Annotated in this window: 13 protein-coding genes; all 13 read right to left on the bottom strand. The window is 65.5% G+C overall.

From position 1 onward, the window contains the following. Positions 1 to 28 precede the first annotated feature (28 nt). The 13 genes from hisG to carA all read right to left on the bottom strand — a co-directional run bounded on the left by hisG (position 29) and on the right by carA (position 15,820). Complete coding sequence (gene hisG, locus E3T27_RS08950; RefSeq protein WP_104129058.1) at positions 29 to 868, bottom strand: ATP phosphoribosyltransferase; 840 nt, start codon at positions 866 to 868, stop codon at positions 29 to 31. A gap of 71 nt (positions 869 to 939) precedes the next feature. Then, on the bottom strand, positions 940 to 1,203 hold the full coding sequence (locus E3T27_RS08945; protein WP_104197951.1) for a phosphoribosyl-ATP diphosphatase: 264 nt from the start codon (positions 1,201 to 1,203) through the stop codon (positions 940 to 942). After that, positions 1,200 to 1,883, bottom strand: coding sequence for a ribulose-phosphate 3-epimerase (gene rpe / locus E3T27_RS08940; RefSeq protein WP_134572289.1), 684 nt, complete (start codon positions 1,881 to 1,883; stop codon positions 1,200 to 1,202). The genes E3T27_RS08945 and rpe overlap by 4 nt, the downstream gene beginning before the upstream one ends. Positions 1,884 to 2,126: 243 nt before the next feature. Next, complete coding sequence (locus E3T27_RS08935; RefSeq protein WP_134572288.1) at positions 2,127 to 3,641, bottom strand: RsmB/NOP family class I SAM-dependent RNA methyltransferase; 1,515 nt, start codon at positions 3,639 to 3,641, stop codon at positions 2,127 to 2,129. Further along, a complete protein-coding gene (gene fmt / locus E3T27_RS08930; protein WP_134572287.1) occupies positions 3,638 to 4,555 on the bottom strand; it encodes a methionyl-tRNA formyltransferase in 918 nt (305 codons plus the stop codon). The genes E3T27_RS08935 and fmt overlap by 4 nt, the downstream gene beginning before the upstream one ends. Beyond that, positions 4,556 to 6,601, bottom strand: coding sequence for a primosomal protein N' family DNA-binding protein (locus E3T27_RS08925; RefSeq protein ID WP_134572286.1), 2,046 nt, complete (start codon positions 6,599 to 6,601; stop codon positions 4,556 to 4,558). 13 nt (positions 6,602 to 6,614) lie between these two features. Next, the gene (metK, locus tag E3T27_RS08920) at positions 6,615 to 7,808 is read right to left on the bottom strand and encodes a methionine adenosyltransferase (protein ID WP_104197947.1); all 1,194 of its coding nucleotides are present in this window, start codon (positions 7,806 to 7,808) and stop codon (positions 6,615 to 6,617) included. Between the two features lie 74 nt (positions 7,809 to 7,882). Further along, positions 7,883 to 9,109, bottom strand: a complete 1,227-nt coding sequence (gene coaBC, locus E3T27_RS08915; protein ID WP_104197946.1) for a bifunctional phosphopantothenoylcysteine decarboxylase/phosphopantothenate--cysteine ligase CoaBC — start codon at positions 9,107 to 9,109, stop codon at positions 7,883 to 7,885. Positions 9,110 to 9,133: 24 nt separating this feature from the next. Continuing rightward, the gene (gene rpoZ / locus E3T27_RS08910; RefSeq protein WP_092107764.1) at positions 9,134 to 9,394 is read right to left on the bottom strand and encodes a DNA-directed RNA polymerase subunit omega; all 261 of its coding nucleotides are present in this window, start codon (positions 9,392 to 9,394) and stop codon (positions 9,134 to 9,136) included. A gap of 115 nt (positions 9,395 to 9,509) precedes the next feature. Beyond that, positions 9,510 to 10,430, bottom strand: a complete 921-nt coding sequence (gmk, locus tag E3T27_RS08905) for a guanylate kinase (protein WP_134572285.1) — start codon at positions 10,428 to 10,430, stop codon at positions 9,510 to 9,512. Further along, the gene (gene pyrF, locus E3T27_RS08900) at positions 10,423 to 11,352 is read right to left on the bottom strand and encodes an orotidine-5'-phosphate decarboxylase (protein ID WP_277612399.1); all 930 of its coding nucleotides are present in this window, start codon (positions 11,350 to 11,352) and stop codon (positions 10,423 to 10,425) included. Before pyrF ends, gmk begins: the two co-directional genes overlap by 8 nt. Next, a complete protein-coding gene (gene carB / locus E3T27_RS08895) occupies positions 11,349 to 14,636 on the bottom strand; it encodes a carbamoyl-phosphate synthase large subunit (protein ID WP_134572284.1) in 3,288 nt (1,095 codons plus the stop codon). Before carB ends, pyrF begins: the two co-directional genes overlap by 4 nt. Further along, a complete protein-coding gene (gene carA / locus E3T27_RS08890; RefSeq protein ID WP_369831172.1) occupies positions 14,636 to 15,820 on the bottom strand; it encodes a glutamine-hydrolyzing carbamoyl-phosphate synthase small subunit in 1,185 nt (394 codons plus the stop codon). The genes carB and carA overlap by 1 nt, the downstream gene beginning before the upstream one ends. Positions 15,821 to 15,838: the final 18 nt, after the last annotated feature.

Genomic DNA, 15,838 nt, shown 5'->3' with positions numbered 1-15,838 from the left:
CCTCTCACCGGGTTATAAACGGGCCGGGTTATAAACGGGCGTTGTGGATGGTGGTGACGAGAATGGCCCGGGCCCCGAGGGCGTAGAGGGCATCCATCACGTTGTTCATGTCGACACGGCCGATCATGACCCGCACGGCGGCCCACTCGGGGTCGTGAAGGGAGGAAACCGTCGGCGATTCGATGCCGGGCGCGAGCGCTGCGGCCGCATCGAGCAGGGCAACGGGAATGTCGTAGTCAAGGAGCACGTACTGGCGGGCCACGAGGACGCCCTGGAGACGACGGAGCAGGGTGTCGATTCCGGCCTTGTCGTTGGTGGAGCTGATGAGAACGGCCGTGGACTCGAGGATGACCGGTCCGAAGATTTCGAGGCCGGCTTTGCGCAGGGTCGTCCCGGTGGAGACGACGTCGGCGACGGCATCCGCTACCCCGAGTTGAACCGCCGATTCGACCGCGCCATCGAGTTCAACCAGTTCGACGGTCACCGAGTGCGTGGCGAGGAAGCGTTCGACCAAACCCGGGTAGCTCGTGGCGACGCGCAGGCCGTCGAGGTCTGTCAGCTCGGTGAAGCGACCGGCCGGCCCGGCGAAGCGAAAAGTCGAGTCTCCAAAGTCGAGGCTGGCGATCTCCACGGCTTTTGAGTGTGAGTCGAGCAGCAGGTCGCGTCCGGTGATGCCGACGTCGAGGGCGCCGGAACCGACGTAGGTGGCGATGTCGCGGGGACGAAGGTAGAAAAATTCGACGCCGTTGCGGGGGTCGGCGGTGACAAGGTCGCGGGGGTCGCGGCGGCCGGTATAGCCGGCTTCAGCAAGCATCTGCGCGGCGGTTTCAGACAACGAGCCCTTGTTGGGCACGGCAATTCTCAGCATGGGGATACTCTCTTGGTTTTTTTCACACGACTATTCAGTGAATTCGAGCCAGCGGCGGGCGCTGGTGTGGATCACAAATGTCGGTAGATGTCGGCCGGAGAGAGGCCCTTGGCGATCATCATGACCTGCAGGTGATAAAGCAGCTGGGAGATTTCAGCGGAGGTTTCGTCGTCGCTTTGAAACTCAGCGGCCATCCAGACTTCGGCGGCTTCCTCAACAATTTTCTTGCCGATGGCGTGCACGCCGGCGTCGAGTTCGAGCACGGTACCGGAGCCCTCTGGACGGGTGGCGGCCTTGTCGCTCAGTTCTACGAAAAGGTCATCGAATGTTTTCACAACTCTAGGTTACCCGCCCCGTGCCGGTGGCTAGCCGCGCGCTCCCGCAGCAGGCCGATTTGGGCGGCCGGATTCTCAGCCCCGAACACGCTGGAACCAGCCACGAAAGTGTCGGCGCCGGCCACAGCTGCGATCTCGATGGTCTGTGCGGTAATGCCGCCGTCCACCTGCAACCAGACGTCGAGGCCGGTCTTTTGGACTGCTCTCCGCAACTGAACCAACTTCGGCATGGTCGATTCCATGAAGCTCTGGCCGCCGAATCCGGGTTCTACAGTCATCACCAGCACCTGATCGAATTCGGGGAGCAGTTCGAGATACGGTGCGACATCGGTGCCCGGTTTCAGGGCGATGCCAGCGCGCGCGCCGATCTGCCGCAGGCGACGGGCCAGAGCGACGGGCTCGGTCGTGGCCTCGGCGTGGAAGGTGACCGAGTAGGCACCGGCCTCGGCGTAGCCGGGCGCCCACCGCTCGGGATCGTCGATCATCAAGTGGATGTCCAGCGGCAACGGCGATACCTGCTGCAGGCGTTCGACCATTCCCAGCCCGAAAGTGAGGTTGGGGACGAAGTGATTGTCCATGATGTCGACGTGCACGAGGTCGGCGGAGCGGATGCGACCCAGCTCGCTCTCAATATTGACAAAATCGGCGGCGAGAATGCTCGGATTGATGCGGTTAGCCATCCGCTCAGTTTATCGAGCCCCGCGCGGCGCGCGGTTGCCCCCTGGTTCGTACCGTTTGCGGGAGGGTCTCAGTCGAGCTGGACGAGTTCGCTCCGGGTGCGATGTGGGGCGGTTTCGGCGTCGTACTCAGCCGGAGGTTTCGATACTGGCGGGCCCAGTCTCTCAACCGGGCCCGCGTCCCGGGCCCCCGAACGTGAAAGAGACCGGGAGCGCACGCATCGGCCCACGCCGGCGCGCCGGCTGCTACTCGTTGGAGCGCTGCAGCAGGGTGATGAACATGGCGTCGGTCCCGTGGCGGTGCGGCCAGAGCTGAACACTCCCGGTGTCGGCGGGCAGGTCGAGGTTCGCCGCGCTGAATGACTGCACGACGGCCGCAGTGTCGAGCGCCGTCACGGTTCCGCCGGCATCGCGCACGGCGAGGGCGACGATCGCCCGCGTCTCGGCGGTGTGCGGTGAGCAGGTGACATAGGCGAGGATGCCGCCGGGCTTGAGCGCGAGCAAAGCCGCCTCGATGAGTCCAGACTGCAGACCAGCGAGGTCGGCGACGTCCTTGGGCTGTTTGCGCCAACGAGCCTCGGGTCGGCGCCGAAGAGCGCCGAGGCCGGTGCAGGGGGCGTCGAGCAAAATACGGTCGAAGGTTTCCGGGTGCGTTCGGCCGATGGTGGTGCCGTCGATTTCCCACACCGGAACTGGCTCGGGGAGAGCCTCGAGGGCGGTGCGCACGAGGGTCGCCCGGGCGGGAACAAGCTCGTTGGCCACAAGTTCGGCTCCCCCGGCACGTGCCTCGGAAGCGAGCAGGGCTGCCTTGCCACCGGGTCCGGCGCAGAGGTCGAGCCACCGCTCCCCCGCAACGATCGGCCGGGCCCGACTGAGTGCCAGAGCAGCGATCTGCGATCCCTCATCTTGCACCCGAATGCGACCCGCCGTCGCCGTCACGAGGTGGTAGGGGTCTCCGGAGTCCAACACAAAACCAACCGGCGAGAATTCATCGGCGAGGCCCAGCCGTTCGCGGTCTTCGTCGGTGGCGAGACCGGGCAACGCGACCATATTGACCTTTGCCGCCATATTGTCAGCTGCGAGCAGATCGGCCAGCTCGTCTTCGTGACCCTCCGCACGCAGTGCCTGCCGAAAAGCCCGCACGATCCAGGCGGGATGTGAATATTCGGCGGCGAGCCGGTCATCGACGTTGACCGCACCTTCGAGCACCCGGTCACGCCATTCCTCGGCGCTCGATCGGGAGATGGTGCGCAGCACGCCGTTGGTGAAACCGGTGGCGGAGCGCGAACCGACCTGCTTGGCGAGTGAGACGGATTCGTTGACCGCGGCGTGGGTCGCGATGCGAGTGGCCAGCAGCTGATGGGCGCCAAGGCGGAGCACATCGAGAATGGCCGGATCGATGGCGCTGACCGGTCTGTTGGCGGCGAGGGCGATCACACGGTCATAGAACCCCTGCATGCGCAGGGTCCCGTAGGTGAGCTCGGTCGCGAGGGCGGCATCCGCCGTATTCAGGGCTGCGCGTTGAATGCGGGTCGGCAGCAGCAGGTTCGCGTACGCGTCGGATTCGCGCACCGCCGCGATCACCTCATAGGCGATGCGTCGAGCCGGCTGCACGAAGTCGGCCGGGACCGGGCGAAACCGGGCATTGCCCGACGGTGCCGAGTCGGCCGCCCGATCCGAGTGAGCACGGTCCGAGCCTGCACGGTCCGAGCCTGCACGGGCCGAGCCTCCGCGGGCCGAACCTAGGCGATCGTCACTCATGACGCCGTCACCGATTCTGCTGCCACTCCGCGCCACCAGTCGTTCGCTGTCATCGCTGTCTTTCCGGCCGGTTGCACGCGCAGCAGAACCAGGGGTTCGGTCTGCGTGCCTACCAGCACTATCTTTTCGCGCTGCACAATAGTTCCGGCAGGCAGGTTGGGTTGGTCGACGCTGGGAGCGACCTCGAGAAGTTTCAATTCGGCGCCGTTCACGGTCGTGAACGCACCCGGCTCCGGGGTCACTCCGCGAATATGGTTGTAAACGGATGCCGCCGGTCGGCTGAACACGATCCGCGCATCGTCCCGCACGAGTTTGGGCGCGAGGGTCGCCTCGCCGGTCTGCGCCACAGCCAGGGCGGTGCCGGCGGCGAGCTCAGAGACGACCCGCAGGAGCAGAGCGGCGCCGCTGTGGCTGAGCTCATCGAGAAGCATTCCTGATGTGGAATGTGCGCCGAGGGGTTGGGAGAAACTCCCGAAAACGGCACCGGCGTCGAGTTCGGGTACCAGCTGGAACACTGCGGCGCCGGTGAGTTCATCACCGGCGATGACGGCGCGCTGCACCGGCGAGGCCCCCCGCCACCGCGGCAGGAGGGAGAAGTGCAGGTTGATCCAACCGAGGCGGGGAACGGAGAGCATAGGTTCGCGCACGATGCCGCCGTAGGCGACGATGACACCGAGGTCAGGTTGCCGGGCGCGGATGGTCTCGGTCGCCTCAGCGTCGAGTCGGTTGGTCTTCAGTACCGGGTAGCCATAGGCCACCGCGGCCTGCGCGACCGGCGACGGAGTGAGGGTGCGCTTGCGGCCGAGCGGAGCATCCGCTCGAGTGATCACGGAGACGATCTCGTGATCGGAGCTGGCCAGGGCCCTGAGGCTGGGCAGCGCGACCTCGGGCGTGCCAGCAAAGACGAGTTTCATTTAAAGCAGCTCCGGGTCGTCGAATCGAACTTTAAGTGTAGGTGGCGGTTGGAACGAACCCGACTTCGACTTGCGGCGTTTGGCGGCGTTTCGCACGACCGCCGCCTTGAGCGCGTGGGCCACTTCATCGCCGCGGGCGTAGCCGAACCGAACGACCGCCCGCACCAGGGGGGCCTCGGTGTCGACCGGGCCCAGTATGTCAAGGCCTGCCACCGCAACGAGATCAGCGAGGGCAGCGTCGACGTCTGCAGCGGTGCCGGTGACCGAAGCCACGCGCACGGCCGGCGGAAACCGCAGCTGGCGACGGTCGGCGAGCTCGCTCGCGGCGAAGCTGTCTGGCCGCCAGGAATTGAGTGCCCGGGCGAGGGCGCCCCCGACCCCGGCGAGCAACACGGGAGCGCCGGGTGCGGCAAGAGCGGCCGCGTTGGCCCACCAGCGCAGGCAGTCCTCAGCGACGCGCAGCGATTCGCGGGCAAGCATCCGCTCGCCGTCGAGGATGAGGATGGCCCGGTAACCATTGGTCGGCACCGGTTCGGCGCCCCGGGTGGCGATCACGAGAGCGGGCTGGGCACTCAGGGTCTGAATCGTGTGTTCGCCGTCGGCGACGATGACGCGCGCGCCGGGAAAGGCGCGGCCGAGTTCTTCAGCGGTGCGTCCGGTGCCGAGCGTCACCACACGCAGTTTGGTGCCTTCGCAGTGCGCGCAGGTCCAACCGGCGGCGAGGGCGCCGCACCACCGACAAGACGGCACGGCCGAGGCTGACTTCAGCCCGAGCGGACCCTGGCAGTGGGTGCACCGGGCGGCTTTCTTGCAGCTTTGGCAGGCGAGCATCGGGGCATACCCCGGGCTCGCGACCTGCACCAGTACCGGCCCGTGCGCGAGCGCCTCCCGGGCAGCCTGCCACGCTGCCGAAGGGATCCGGGCTGCGCGAGCCTGTTGGTCGGGTTCGGATTGAAAATCAGTGGGGATGATGCGCGGGTGTCGGTCGGCGGCCGGATTCACCTCGGTCAGGTATCCGAGCTCGACCAGGCGCTGGGTTTCGACGCTGCGCGAGTGGCCGAGGAGCACGAGGGCACAGTCACTGTCCTGCTGGCGCACCAGGGCCGCGTCGCGGGTATTGACGTAGGGGCTGAGCGGTTCGGAGTAGAGCGGGTCGCCGTCGTCCCAGACGGCGATGAGACCGAGGTCGTGCGCGGGGGCGTAGACGGCCGAGCGGTTGCCGAGGATGATGCGCGGCGCGGGTTCGAGGCAAGCCAGAAAGGCGCGGTACCGGTCGGCGTTCGGCTGCCGGGCATCGACCCGACAGAGCGGCAGCGTCGGGGCGAGCTGGGCCAGGGCGGCCTGTACCTGGTCCTGATCACGAAAGTCGGGCACGCAGAGAATGGCGCTCTGACCCGCGCTGACGGTGGCGACGGCGAGTTCAGCCAGGGTTTGGGCCCAACGGCCGATCGTGCTGCCGTCGATCAGCTGCGTGAGTTCGGGGATAGCGGCGACGGCGACGCGGTGGTGCTCCATGATCACACTGTCGAGCCGTCCGGTCGGGTAGCCGACGAAAGCGGGAGCGGCCAGGCCCATCGTTACGGGTGACGGACCAGCATCAGCCGGCTCGATACCCGTGCTCAAAACAGCAGCAACGGCCTGCGCCGCCAACCAGGCCTTTTCAACGCGCACCTGCCGCGGCGGCACCGCGAGTCGGATGATGTCACTCGCGTTGCCGGCAGCCCGATCCGCCAGCCGTCGCGCCAGTTTCCACACCTCGGGCGTGAGCACGACAGCCGGGGATACGACCGAGTCGAGCGGACTCAGGGCGCCGCGGAAGGCGACATCCGTTTCAGAGTCGGACCGGCGCCGAGCGGATCGCGGATCCAGCACCTCGATCACATACGCGTCCACGACACGGCCGCCAGAGCGAAAGGGCACCTTGACGCGCATTCCCGCCGCAACCTGACCGACCAGTTCGGTGGGGACGCCGTAGTCGAACAGGTGGTCCAGTTGCGGCAGGGGGGACTCGATCAGCACCCGTGCGACGAGGCCGGAGTGCGTCATGACTGCGCCGACTTCAGAGGCCGGCGGCGCGGATCAGGTCGTCGACCTTGTCGAGACGCTCCCAGGTGAAGTCGGGAAGCTCCCGGCCGAAGTGGCCATACGTGGCCGTCTGCGCGTAGATGGGACGCAGTAGGTCAAGCGAGTGGATGATGGCTGCCGGTCGCAGGTCGAACACGGCGCGAATAGCCGCGGTGATCTCCTTGTCGGGCAGCACACCGGTGCCGAAAGTTTCAACGTACAGGCCAACCGGGGACGCTTTTCCGATCGCGTAGGCAACCTGCACTTCGAGGCGCTCGGCCAGGCCGGCAGCCACGGCATTCTTCGCAACCCAGCGCATGGCATAGGCGGCAGACCGGTCGACCTTGGATGGGTCCTTGCCGCTGAATGCACCGCCGCCGTGGCGGCTCGATCCGCCGTAGGTGTCGATGATGATCTTGCGACCGGTGAGGCCGGCATCGCCCTGCGGGCCACCGATTTCAAAGCGCCCCGTCGGGTTGATCAGGGTTGTGAGCGCAGAAGAATCAAGATCGATCAGGTCGAGCACCGGACGAATCACGAGCTCTTCCACCTCGAGGCGCAACTGCTCGGTGGAAACCGAGGGCGCGTGCTGGGTTGACACCACGACGGTCTCGACGGTGCGCGGAACGATTCCGTCATAGCCGATGGTGACCTGGGTCTTGCCGTCGGGGCGCAGGTAATCGAGTTCGCCGCTCTTGCGCACGAAGGCGAGGCGTTCGGCCAGACGGTGGGCGATCCAAATGGGGATCGGCATGAGTTCGGGTGTTTCACGGGTGGCGTAGCCGAACATGATGCCCTGGTCGCCGGCGCCCTGGCGGTCGAAGTCGTCGACGCTGGACTGCTCGCGCGTTTCGAAGGCGTTGTCGACGCCCTGGGCGATGTCGGGCGACTGGCCGCCGATAGAGATTTCCACGCCGCAGGAGCGGCCGTCGAACCAGACGTCGGAAGAGTCGTAGCCGATGTCCGTGATGCACTTGCGCACGATCGAGGGAATCTCGACATACGCCTCGGTCGAGACCTCGCCCGCCACATGCACGAGCCCCGTCGTGACCAGGGTCTCAACCGCGACCCGGCTGTGCGGATCGTCGGCGAGCAGGGCATCGAGGATGCTGTCGGAGATCTGGTCGCAGATCTTGTCGGGATGACCCTCGGTCACTGATTCCGAGGTGAAGAGGCGAAGATCGCTCATCTGGCCCGTCTCTGTTTACTAAAAAACATAGTTTTGAATGAAAACGTAGAAGTTGTTGCCTGTCGCAGCGGACGCTAGCCGATCAGGTCAAGTATGCAATTGGCCACCGACACTTTGCTGCCGGAGGCCTCATTCACTATAACTCCGTCGCGATCGAGCACCGTCACGGTGTTACGTTCCGTGCCGAAACCGACGCCCGGGCCCACCCGGTTCACGACCAGGTAATCACAACCCTTGCGGGAGATTTTGGCGCGGCCGAGGGTGAGCAGCCGATCGGCATCCGTTTCCGTCTCGGCGGCGAAGCCGATGATCAGCTGGCCCCGCCGGCGCGCAGCAGACAGGCTGGCCAGGATGTCGGGATTTTTGACAAGTTCCAGGGTGAGGGTATCCCCCACGTCTTCCTTCTTGATTTTACCGACCTGTACGGTCTTGGGCCGATAGTCGGCCACCGCGGCGGCCATGATGATGACCTCGGCCGATTCGGCGGCGAGCGTCATAGCCTCATGCATCTCCACGGCGCTGGTGACCCTGACGGTGGTGACGCTGGTGGGAACGGGCACTTCGAGATTGGCGGCGACCAGGGTGACCTGAGCTCCCCGGGCCAGCGCAGCCTGAGCGAGTGCGACGCCCTGCTTTCCACTCGACCGATTGCCGAGGAACCGCACCGGATCGAGAGGTTCCCTGGTGCCACCGGCGCTGATCAGCACCCGGCGACCGGTCAGATCGTGCACAGCGGATACTGCGGACTCGCCACCGGGCTGCAAGCGGTCGAGCACAGCCAAAGCCATCGCCACGATGGTCTCGGGGTCCTCCATGCGCCCAGCGCCGGTGTCGGTGCCGGTGAGGCGACCGACGCCGGGGCCGACGATGGTGACGCCGCGCGACCTCAGCGTGGCGACATTGGCGACCGTGGCCGCGTTGTTCCACATCTCGGTGTGCATGGCCGGGGCGATCACGAGCGGCGCGGTGCTGGCCAGAATCGTGTTGCCGAGCAGATCATCGGCCAGGCCAACGGCAAGTTTGGCAATGCTGTTAGCCGTGGCCGGGGCCACGATGATGAGGTCGGCGCTCTGCCCGATGGCTACATGACGCACCTCGGCGACGCCCTCATAGAGGTCGGTATGCACCGGGTTACGCGAGATCGCTTCGAGGGTCGGCTTGCCAACGAAGCGCAAGGCCGCCGCGGTGGCGACGACGTGCACCGAGTCGCCGTTCAACACGAAAGCGCGCACGATGTTGACTGCCTTGTACGCTGCGATGCCGCCGGTGATGCCGACGACGATCGTGCGAGGTGTCTTCATCCTGCGCGCTTAGGGTGTGGTGTTCTAGGCCTCGACGATCGGGCGGGAAACGAGCTTGTCGTCGTTGATCTCGCGCAGTGCAACCGAAAGCGGCTTGTCTTCAACGGTTGAGTCCACGAGCGGTCCGACATTGTCGAACAGGCTGCCTTCGTGCAGGTCGGCGTAGTAGTCGTTGATCTGGCGCGCACGCTTGGACGCGAAAATCACGAGGGCATACTTCGAATCGACCTTGGACAGCAGGTCGTCGATGGGCGGGTCAATGATGCCAGTGGGCTTGTTCGCCATTGGTGTCACACTCCTAATAGAGCACGGCCGTGGCCTGTGCGAATCTGTTGTTGAACGAGAACATACGATCGGCAAACGCGTCCGAAGACACGCAAGAATTCATCAGAAACGGGCGCTACGACATGCTGGATGCAGCGCGGATCTCCATCAAGTCTACGACCTCACGAGCGGCGTCGCCGACATCATGGTTGATCACGCGATAATCGAACTCGCCCTGGGCCGCTAATTCCAGCTTTGCGGTCTCGAGACGGCGGGCCTGTTCTGCCGCGTCTTCGGTGCCACGACCGATCAGGCGGCGCACCAGTTCCTCCCAGCTCGGTGGCAGCAGGAACACGAGGCGGGCTTCCGGCATGGCGCGCCGAACGGCGCGGGCGCCCTGCAAATCGATTTCGAGAAGCACGCTGTTGCCTGCAGCGATAGCGTCGTCGACCGGTCCGCGGGGGGTGCCGTAGCGGTAAGCGTTGTGCACTGTGGCCCACTCGAGCAATTCGCCGGACTCGATCATTTTATCGAACTCGTCGTCAGAGACAAAGAAATAGCTCACTCCTTCAACCTCTCCCGGGCGCGGTGCCCGGGTCGTCGCTGAAACGGAGAGCAGCACGTGCGGGTAGTTCTCGCGAATGTACCCGGCAACAGTTCCTTTGCCGACGGCAGTCGGGCCAGCAAGAACGATGAGCTTGGAGTCGACAGCGCTATGGCGCAGGGTGGGTCGTTCAGAGAGAAAATCGCGCAGCCGATCGCGCTGGTGACGGCCGAGCCCACCGAGGCGTTTGGACGGTGAAATCTCCAAACGGTGAATGATGCGCTGCATCTTGGTCACGCCGATGGCCGGAATACTCACGAGCAACTCGGTCACTCGCAGCCGACCCTCGGTTCCGATCGGGTTCGCAATCGCTGTGGCGAGCACCTCGAGCGCGGTCCGTTCGCCGGAGGCGACCTCCGCCTTGACCCGGGCGCGGGCACGGCGTGCCGCGACAGCGGCACGGGAGGCAGCCACCCGGTCGACTTCGGGCGGGGTTGGACGATTTTCAGCCACGAACGGCACCTACCTCGGCTACTCGGCGCTCAATGGCTTCTTCGATTCGGTGGGGTCCGGCCGAGAGCACACTGCGCGATTCACTCACGATAACCCCATCGGCGTATCCGCCATATATCGAGATCAGATCCATAATATTCCCACCTTGGTGTCCGAAGCCCGGGGCGAGCACGGGTGTTCGAAATTCGGTCGGCGCCTGGTGCACGTCAATGCCAAAGCGGGCCAGGTCGAGAGTGGCTCCCAGCACGACGCCGATCGACCCGAGACCGGTCACTGCACGAACGGATGCCGCCATTTCGGTGGCCCTGCCGACACGCGCATTGCGCTCTCCGACATCATCGAGAATGGCGCGGGCGACACTCGAACCGGCGTAGCTCCCGTCGGCTACGATCGCTCGCTGAATGTGTTCGGCCTCGGGGTTGGACGTCGCGGCAAGCAGGAAGACGCCCTTGCCGTGTGCTGCCGCGAGACTGAGTGACGAGTCGAGCGAACCGACACCCATGTACGCGGCCAGGGTGAGGGCATCCACTTCGAGCGGGGAACCGGGTGAGAACCAGGCCTCGGCATACGCCAGTGCGCTCGTGCCGAGGTCGCCGCGTTTGGCGTCGCCGATCACGAGCAGACCAGCCTGCCGGGCGTCGGCCAGTACCCGTTCGAGCGCGACGAACCCGGCCGAACCGAAACGTTCGTAGAAAGCGACCTGAGGTTTGACCAGGCCGACCCGGCCGGCCGCAGCGGCGACAACCGCGCGGCCGAAGGATTCGGCGCCGGCGGCCGTGTCGGGTAGGTTCCAGTCGCTCAGCAGCCAGGAGTGCGGATCGATGCCCACGCACAGCTGGCCGCGCTCGGCGAACACTCCAGCGAGACGATCACCGAAAGAGAGACCCGATCCGGTCACGCCCGGTTCAGGCGACCTCGTCACAACAGGGCCGTTCGCGCGGTGGCGTATTCCTGGAGCGAGGTCACCTCGAACCCGTCGCGAATGGAGTCGATTGAGGCGACCGCGGCGCTGAGCTCCGCAATCGTGGTGAACAACGGCAGGTCGCCGGCAACGGCGGCTGCGCGAATCTCATAGCCGTCGGCCCTGGCCGTGCTGCCGCCGGGGGTGTTGATGACGATCTGAATCTCTTCGCGGCGAATGAGCTCGACGATGGACACGTCGTCCTCCCCCGTTTTCTCACTGAACTTGGTCACGACGCGGGCACGGATACCGTTGCGCTGCAGCACCTCGGCGGTACCGATGGTCGCGGTGATCTCGTAGCCGAGCTGCTGCAGCCGCAGCATGGGCAGGATGATCGCGCGCTTGTCGCGGTCGGAGACCGACACGAAGACGGTACCGGACAGCGGAATTCCACCGTAGGCGGCGAGCTGGCTCTTGGCGAAGGCCCGCGGAAAGTCGCGGTCGATGCCCATGACCTCGCCGGTGGAGCGCATCTCCGGGCCGAGGATGGAGTCGACGACGAGGCCCTCGGGGGTGCGGAACCGGTTGAACGGCAACACAGCTTCCTTCACCGCGACCGGTGATTCGATCGAAACGCGAGAGCCGTCGATCAGCGGCAGCTTGCCCTCGGCCTTGAGCTCGGCGATGGTCGTACCGACCATGATCAGCGCGGCGGCCTTGGCGAGCGTGATGCCCAGCGCTTTCGCGACGAACGGCACCGTGCGCGAGGCGCGCGGGTTGGCCTCGAGCACGTAGAGCACACCGGCGCCGATCGCGAACTGCACGTTGAGCAGGCCCTTCACGCCGATGCCGCGGGCGATGCCGAGGGTGGCTTCGCGTACCCGGTCAATTTCGGCGCGCCCGAGGGTGACCGGCGGCAGGGTGCAGCTCGAGTCGCCGGAGTGGATTCCGGCCTCTTCGATGTGCTCCATGACGCCGCCGATGTAGAGCTCGTGACCGTCGTAAATAGCATCGACGTCGATCTCGATCGCATCGTCGAGAAAACGGTCGACGAGAAGCGGATGCCCCGCGCCGATGATTCCCTGCCCGGCCATGCGGGTGAAGTAATCGGCGAGCGACGGGGAATCGTAGACGATCTCCATGCCGCGGCCGCCGAGCACGTAGCTTGGGCGCACGAGCACCGGGTAACCGATCTCTTCGGCGACCACGACGGCACCGGCGAAGTCGATCGCTGTTCCGTTGCGGGGCGCGAGCAGGCTGGCATCGTCCAAAATCTTCGAGAACAGTCCGCGTTCCTCAGCGAGGTCGATCGCGTCGGGGGTGGTGCCGAGAATGGGGATACCCGCCGCTTCCAGGCCTCGGGCGAGGCTCAATGCGGTCTGGCCGCCGAGCTGTACGACGACGCCGACGAGTTCGCCGCTCTGGCTTTCGGCGTAGATGACCTCGAGCACGTCTTCCAGGGTGAGCGGTTCGAAGTAGAGCCGGTCGCTCGTGTCGTAGTCGGTGGAGACCGTCTCGGGGTTGCAGTTGATCATGATGGTCTCGTAGCCGGCCTCCGACAGTGCGAAAGAGGCGTGCACGCAGGAGTAGTCGAATTCGACACCCTGCCCGATGCGGTTCGGGCCGGAGCCCAGGATGACGACTTTGCGGCGGTCGCTGGCGACGACCTCGGTCTCGTCGTCGTAGCTGGAGTAGTGGTACGGCGTGAGGGCGGGAAACTCCCCCGCGCAGGTGTCGACGGTCTTGAACACGGGACGCACGCCGAGAATGTGGCGCACGGTGCGGACATCCGCTTCGCCGAAACCGCGCAACTCACCGATCTGGGCGTCGGAGAAGCCGTGGTCCTTGGCGAGGATCATGACGTCGCGGTCGAGCCGGTCGGCGGCCTTGACCGAGTCGGCGATCTCGTTGATCAGAACGATCTGATCGAGGAACCACGGGTCGATCTTGGTGGCGGCGAAGACCTGATCGATGGTCGCGCCACGGCGGAGGGCCTGCTGCACGGTGACGATGCGGCCGTCGGTTGGAATCTCGGCGGCAATGAGCAGCTCGTCAACCGTGCGGGATTCCTCACCCCAGTGAAAGCTCGAGCCGCGCTTCTCGAGCGAGCGCAGCGCCTTCTGCAATGCGGATGTGAAGCTGCGACCGATCGCCATGGCTTCACCAACCGACTTCATGGTCGTGGTCAGGCGCATGTCGGCGGCCGGGAACTTCTCGAACGCGAAGCGCGGCACCTTGACCACGACATAGTCGAGGGTGGGTTCGAAGCTTGCCGGGGTGACACCGGTGATGTCATTGGGGATTTCGTCAAGACGGTAACCGATGGCGAGTTTGGCCGCAATCTTGGCGATCGGAAAGCCGGTGGCCTTGCTGGCCAGGGCAGAGGAACGCGAGACCCGCGGGTTCATCTCGATCACGATGACGCGGCCGTCGACCGGGTTGATCGCGAACTGGATGTTGCAGCCGCCGGTGTCGACGCCGACGGCGCGGATGATGTCGATGGAGATGTCGCGCAGGTGCTGGAATTCACGGTCGGTCAGGGTGAGGGCCGGGGCGACGGTGATCGAGTCGCCGGTGTGGACACCGACCGGGTCGATGTTTTCGATGGAGCAGACGACGACGGTGTTGTCGGCCGTGTCGCGCATCATCTCGAGCTCGTACTCTTTCCAGCCGAGAATCGACTCCTCGAGCAGTACCTCGGTCGTCGGGCTGTGGTGCAGGCCGTCGGTGACGATGCGGCGCAGTTCCACCTCGGTGTAGGCAAAGCCCGAGCCGAGTCCGCCCATGGTGAAGGAGGGACGCACGACCAGCGGGTAGCCGAGGTCGGCGGCGTAGCCGACGGCTTCCTCGACCGTGCGGGCGATGAAGGACCGGGCCACGCCGGCGCCCGCGTCGATGACGAGCTGCTTGAAGATCATGCGGTCTTCGCCCTTGTTGATGGCGTCGAAGCTCGCGCCGATCAGCTCGACGTCGTACTTCTGCAGGATTCCGCGCTCGTGCAGCTGGATTGCCGCGTTGAGGGCGGTCTGCCCACCCAGGGTCGGCAGAATCGCATCCGGCCGTTCCTTGGCGATGATCGTCTCGAGAATCTCGGCCGTGATGGGTTCGATGTAGGTCGCATCGGCAAAGTCGGGGTCGGTCATGATGGTGGCCGGGTTCGAGTTGACCAGGATGACGCGAACGCCTTCCTCGCGCAGCACCCGGCAGGCCTGGGTGCCGGAGTAATCGAACTCGCACGCCTGGCCGATGACGATCGGGCCACTGCCGATGACAAGAACGCTGTTGATATCGTCGCGCTTGGGCATTATTTGGTTTCTCCTGCAATGCCGCGCTGCGAAGCCAGCACAACGTCTCTGAATCGATCGAACAAGTGGTTGGCGTCGTGCGGGCCGGAGGCTGCCTCCGGGTGATACTGCACCGAGAAAGCGTTGATGTCGAGGCAGCGGATGCCTTCGACTACCTGGTCGTTGAGGCTGTAGTGGCTTACTTCCACGCGGCCGAACCCGGCGCGCGAGTCGTGGACGCCCTCGATGGGCATGTCGACGGCGAATCCATGGTTCTGCGAGGTGATCTCCACCCGTCCGGTGGTCTTGTCGAGCACGGGCTGGTTGATGCCCCGATGCCCGAACGGCAGCTTGTAGGTGCGAAACCCGAGTGCCCGGCCGAGCAGCTGGTTGCCGAAGCAGATACCGAAGTAGGGAATGCCGGCGCGGAGCACCTCCTGCAGCAGGGTGACGTGGGCGTCGGAGGCAGCCGGGTCACCGGGTCCGTTGGAGAAGAACAGGGCAGAGGGCTTCAGCGAGAGAACGTGTTCGGCGGTGACCGACTGCGGCAAGACGAGCACCTCGAACCCGCGCTCGGCGAGGTAGGTGAGCGTGCTGGTCTTCACACCGAGGTCGAGCACCGCGACGGAGCCGATGCGTTCGCCCTGGGCGGGAATCGAGAACGGTTCGACCGTCGAGACCTCCAGCGAGAGATTGCGACCGCGCATGGGCGCGCCCGAGAGCACCCGTTCGAGCTGTTCACTGTCGGACAAGCCGAACAGGTCGCCCGAGAAGATGCCGCTCTTCATCGCGCCCTTCGAGCGAATGTGGCGGGTGATCGCACGGGTGTCGATGCCGCTGATCCCGACGACGCCCTGGGCTTCGAGGTCGTCGTCGAGGGTGCGGGTGGCACGATGATTCGAGGCGATCCGGGCCGGTTCCCGCACGATGAAGCCGGCGACCCAGATTTTCCTGGACTCCATGTCCTGGTCGTTCATTCCGGTGTTGCCGATGTGCGGGGCAGTCATGAGTACGATCTGCCCGGCGTAGGACGGATCGGTCAGGGCTTCCTGATAGCCGGTCATGCCGGTAGCGAAGACGATTTCGCCGAGCGTCTGGCCTTCGCTGCCGTAGCGGCGGCCTACGAAGCGGCGGCCGTCTTCGAGAACGAGTACGGCCGGGCCCGGCCGGTCGGTCGCCGAGAAAGTGCTACTCACTGCGGGCAATACGGCGGCAGCGGATGC

This window comes from Cryobacterium lyxosi (assembly GCF_004403345.1).
Classification (GTDB): domain Bacteria; phylum Actinomycetota; class Actinomycetes; order Actinomycetales; family Microbacteriaceae; genus Cryobacterium; species Cryobacterium lyxosi.
The sequence above is the reverse complement of the archived record's forward strand: the minus strand, read 5'-3'. Positions and strand labels throughout refer to the sequence as shown.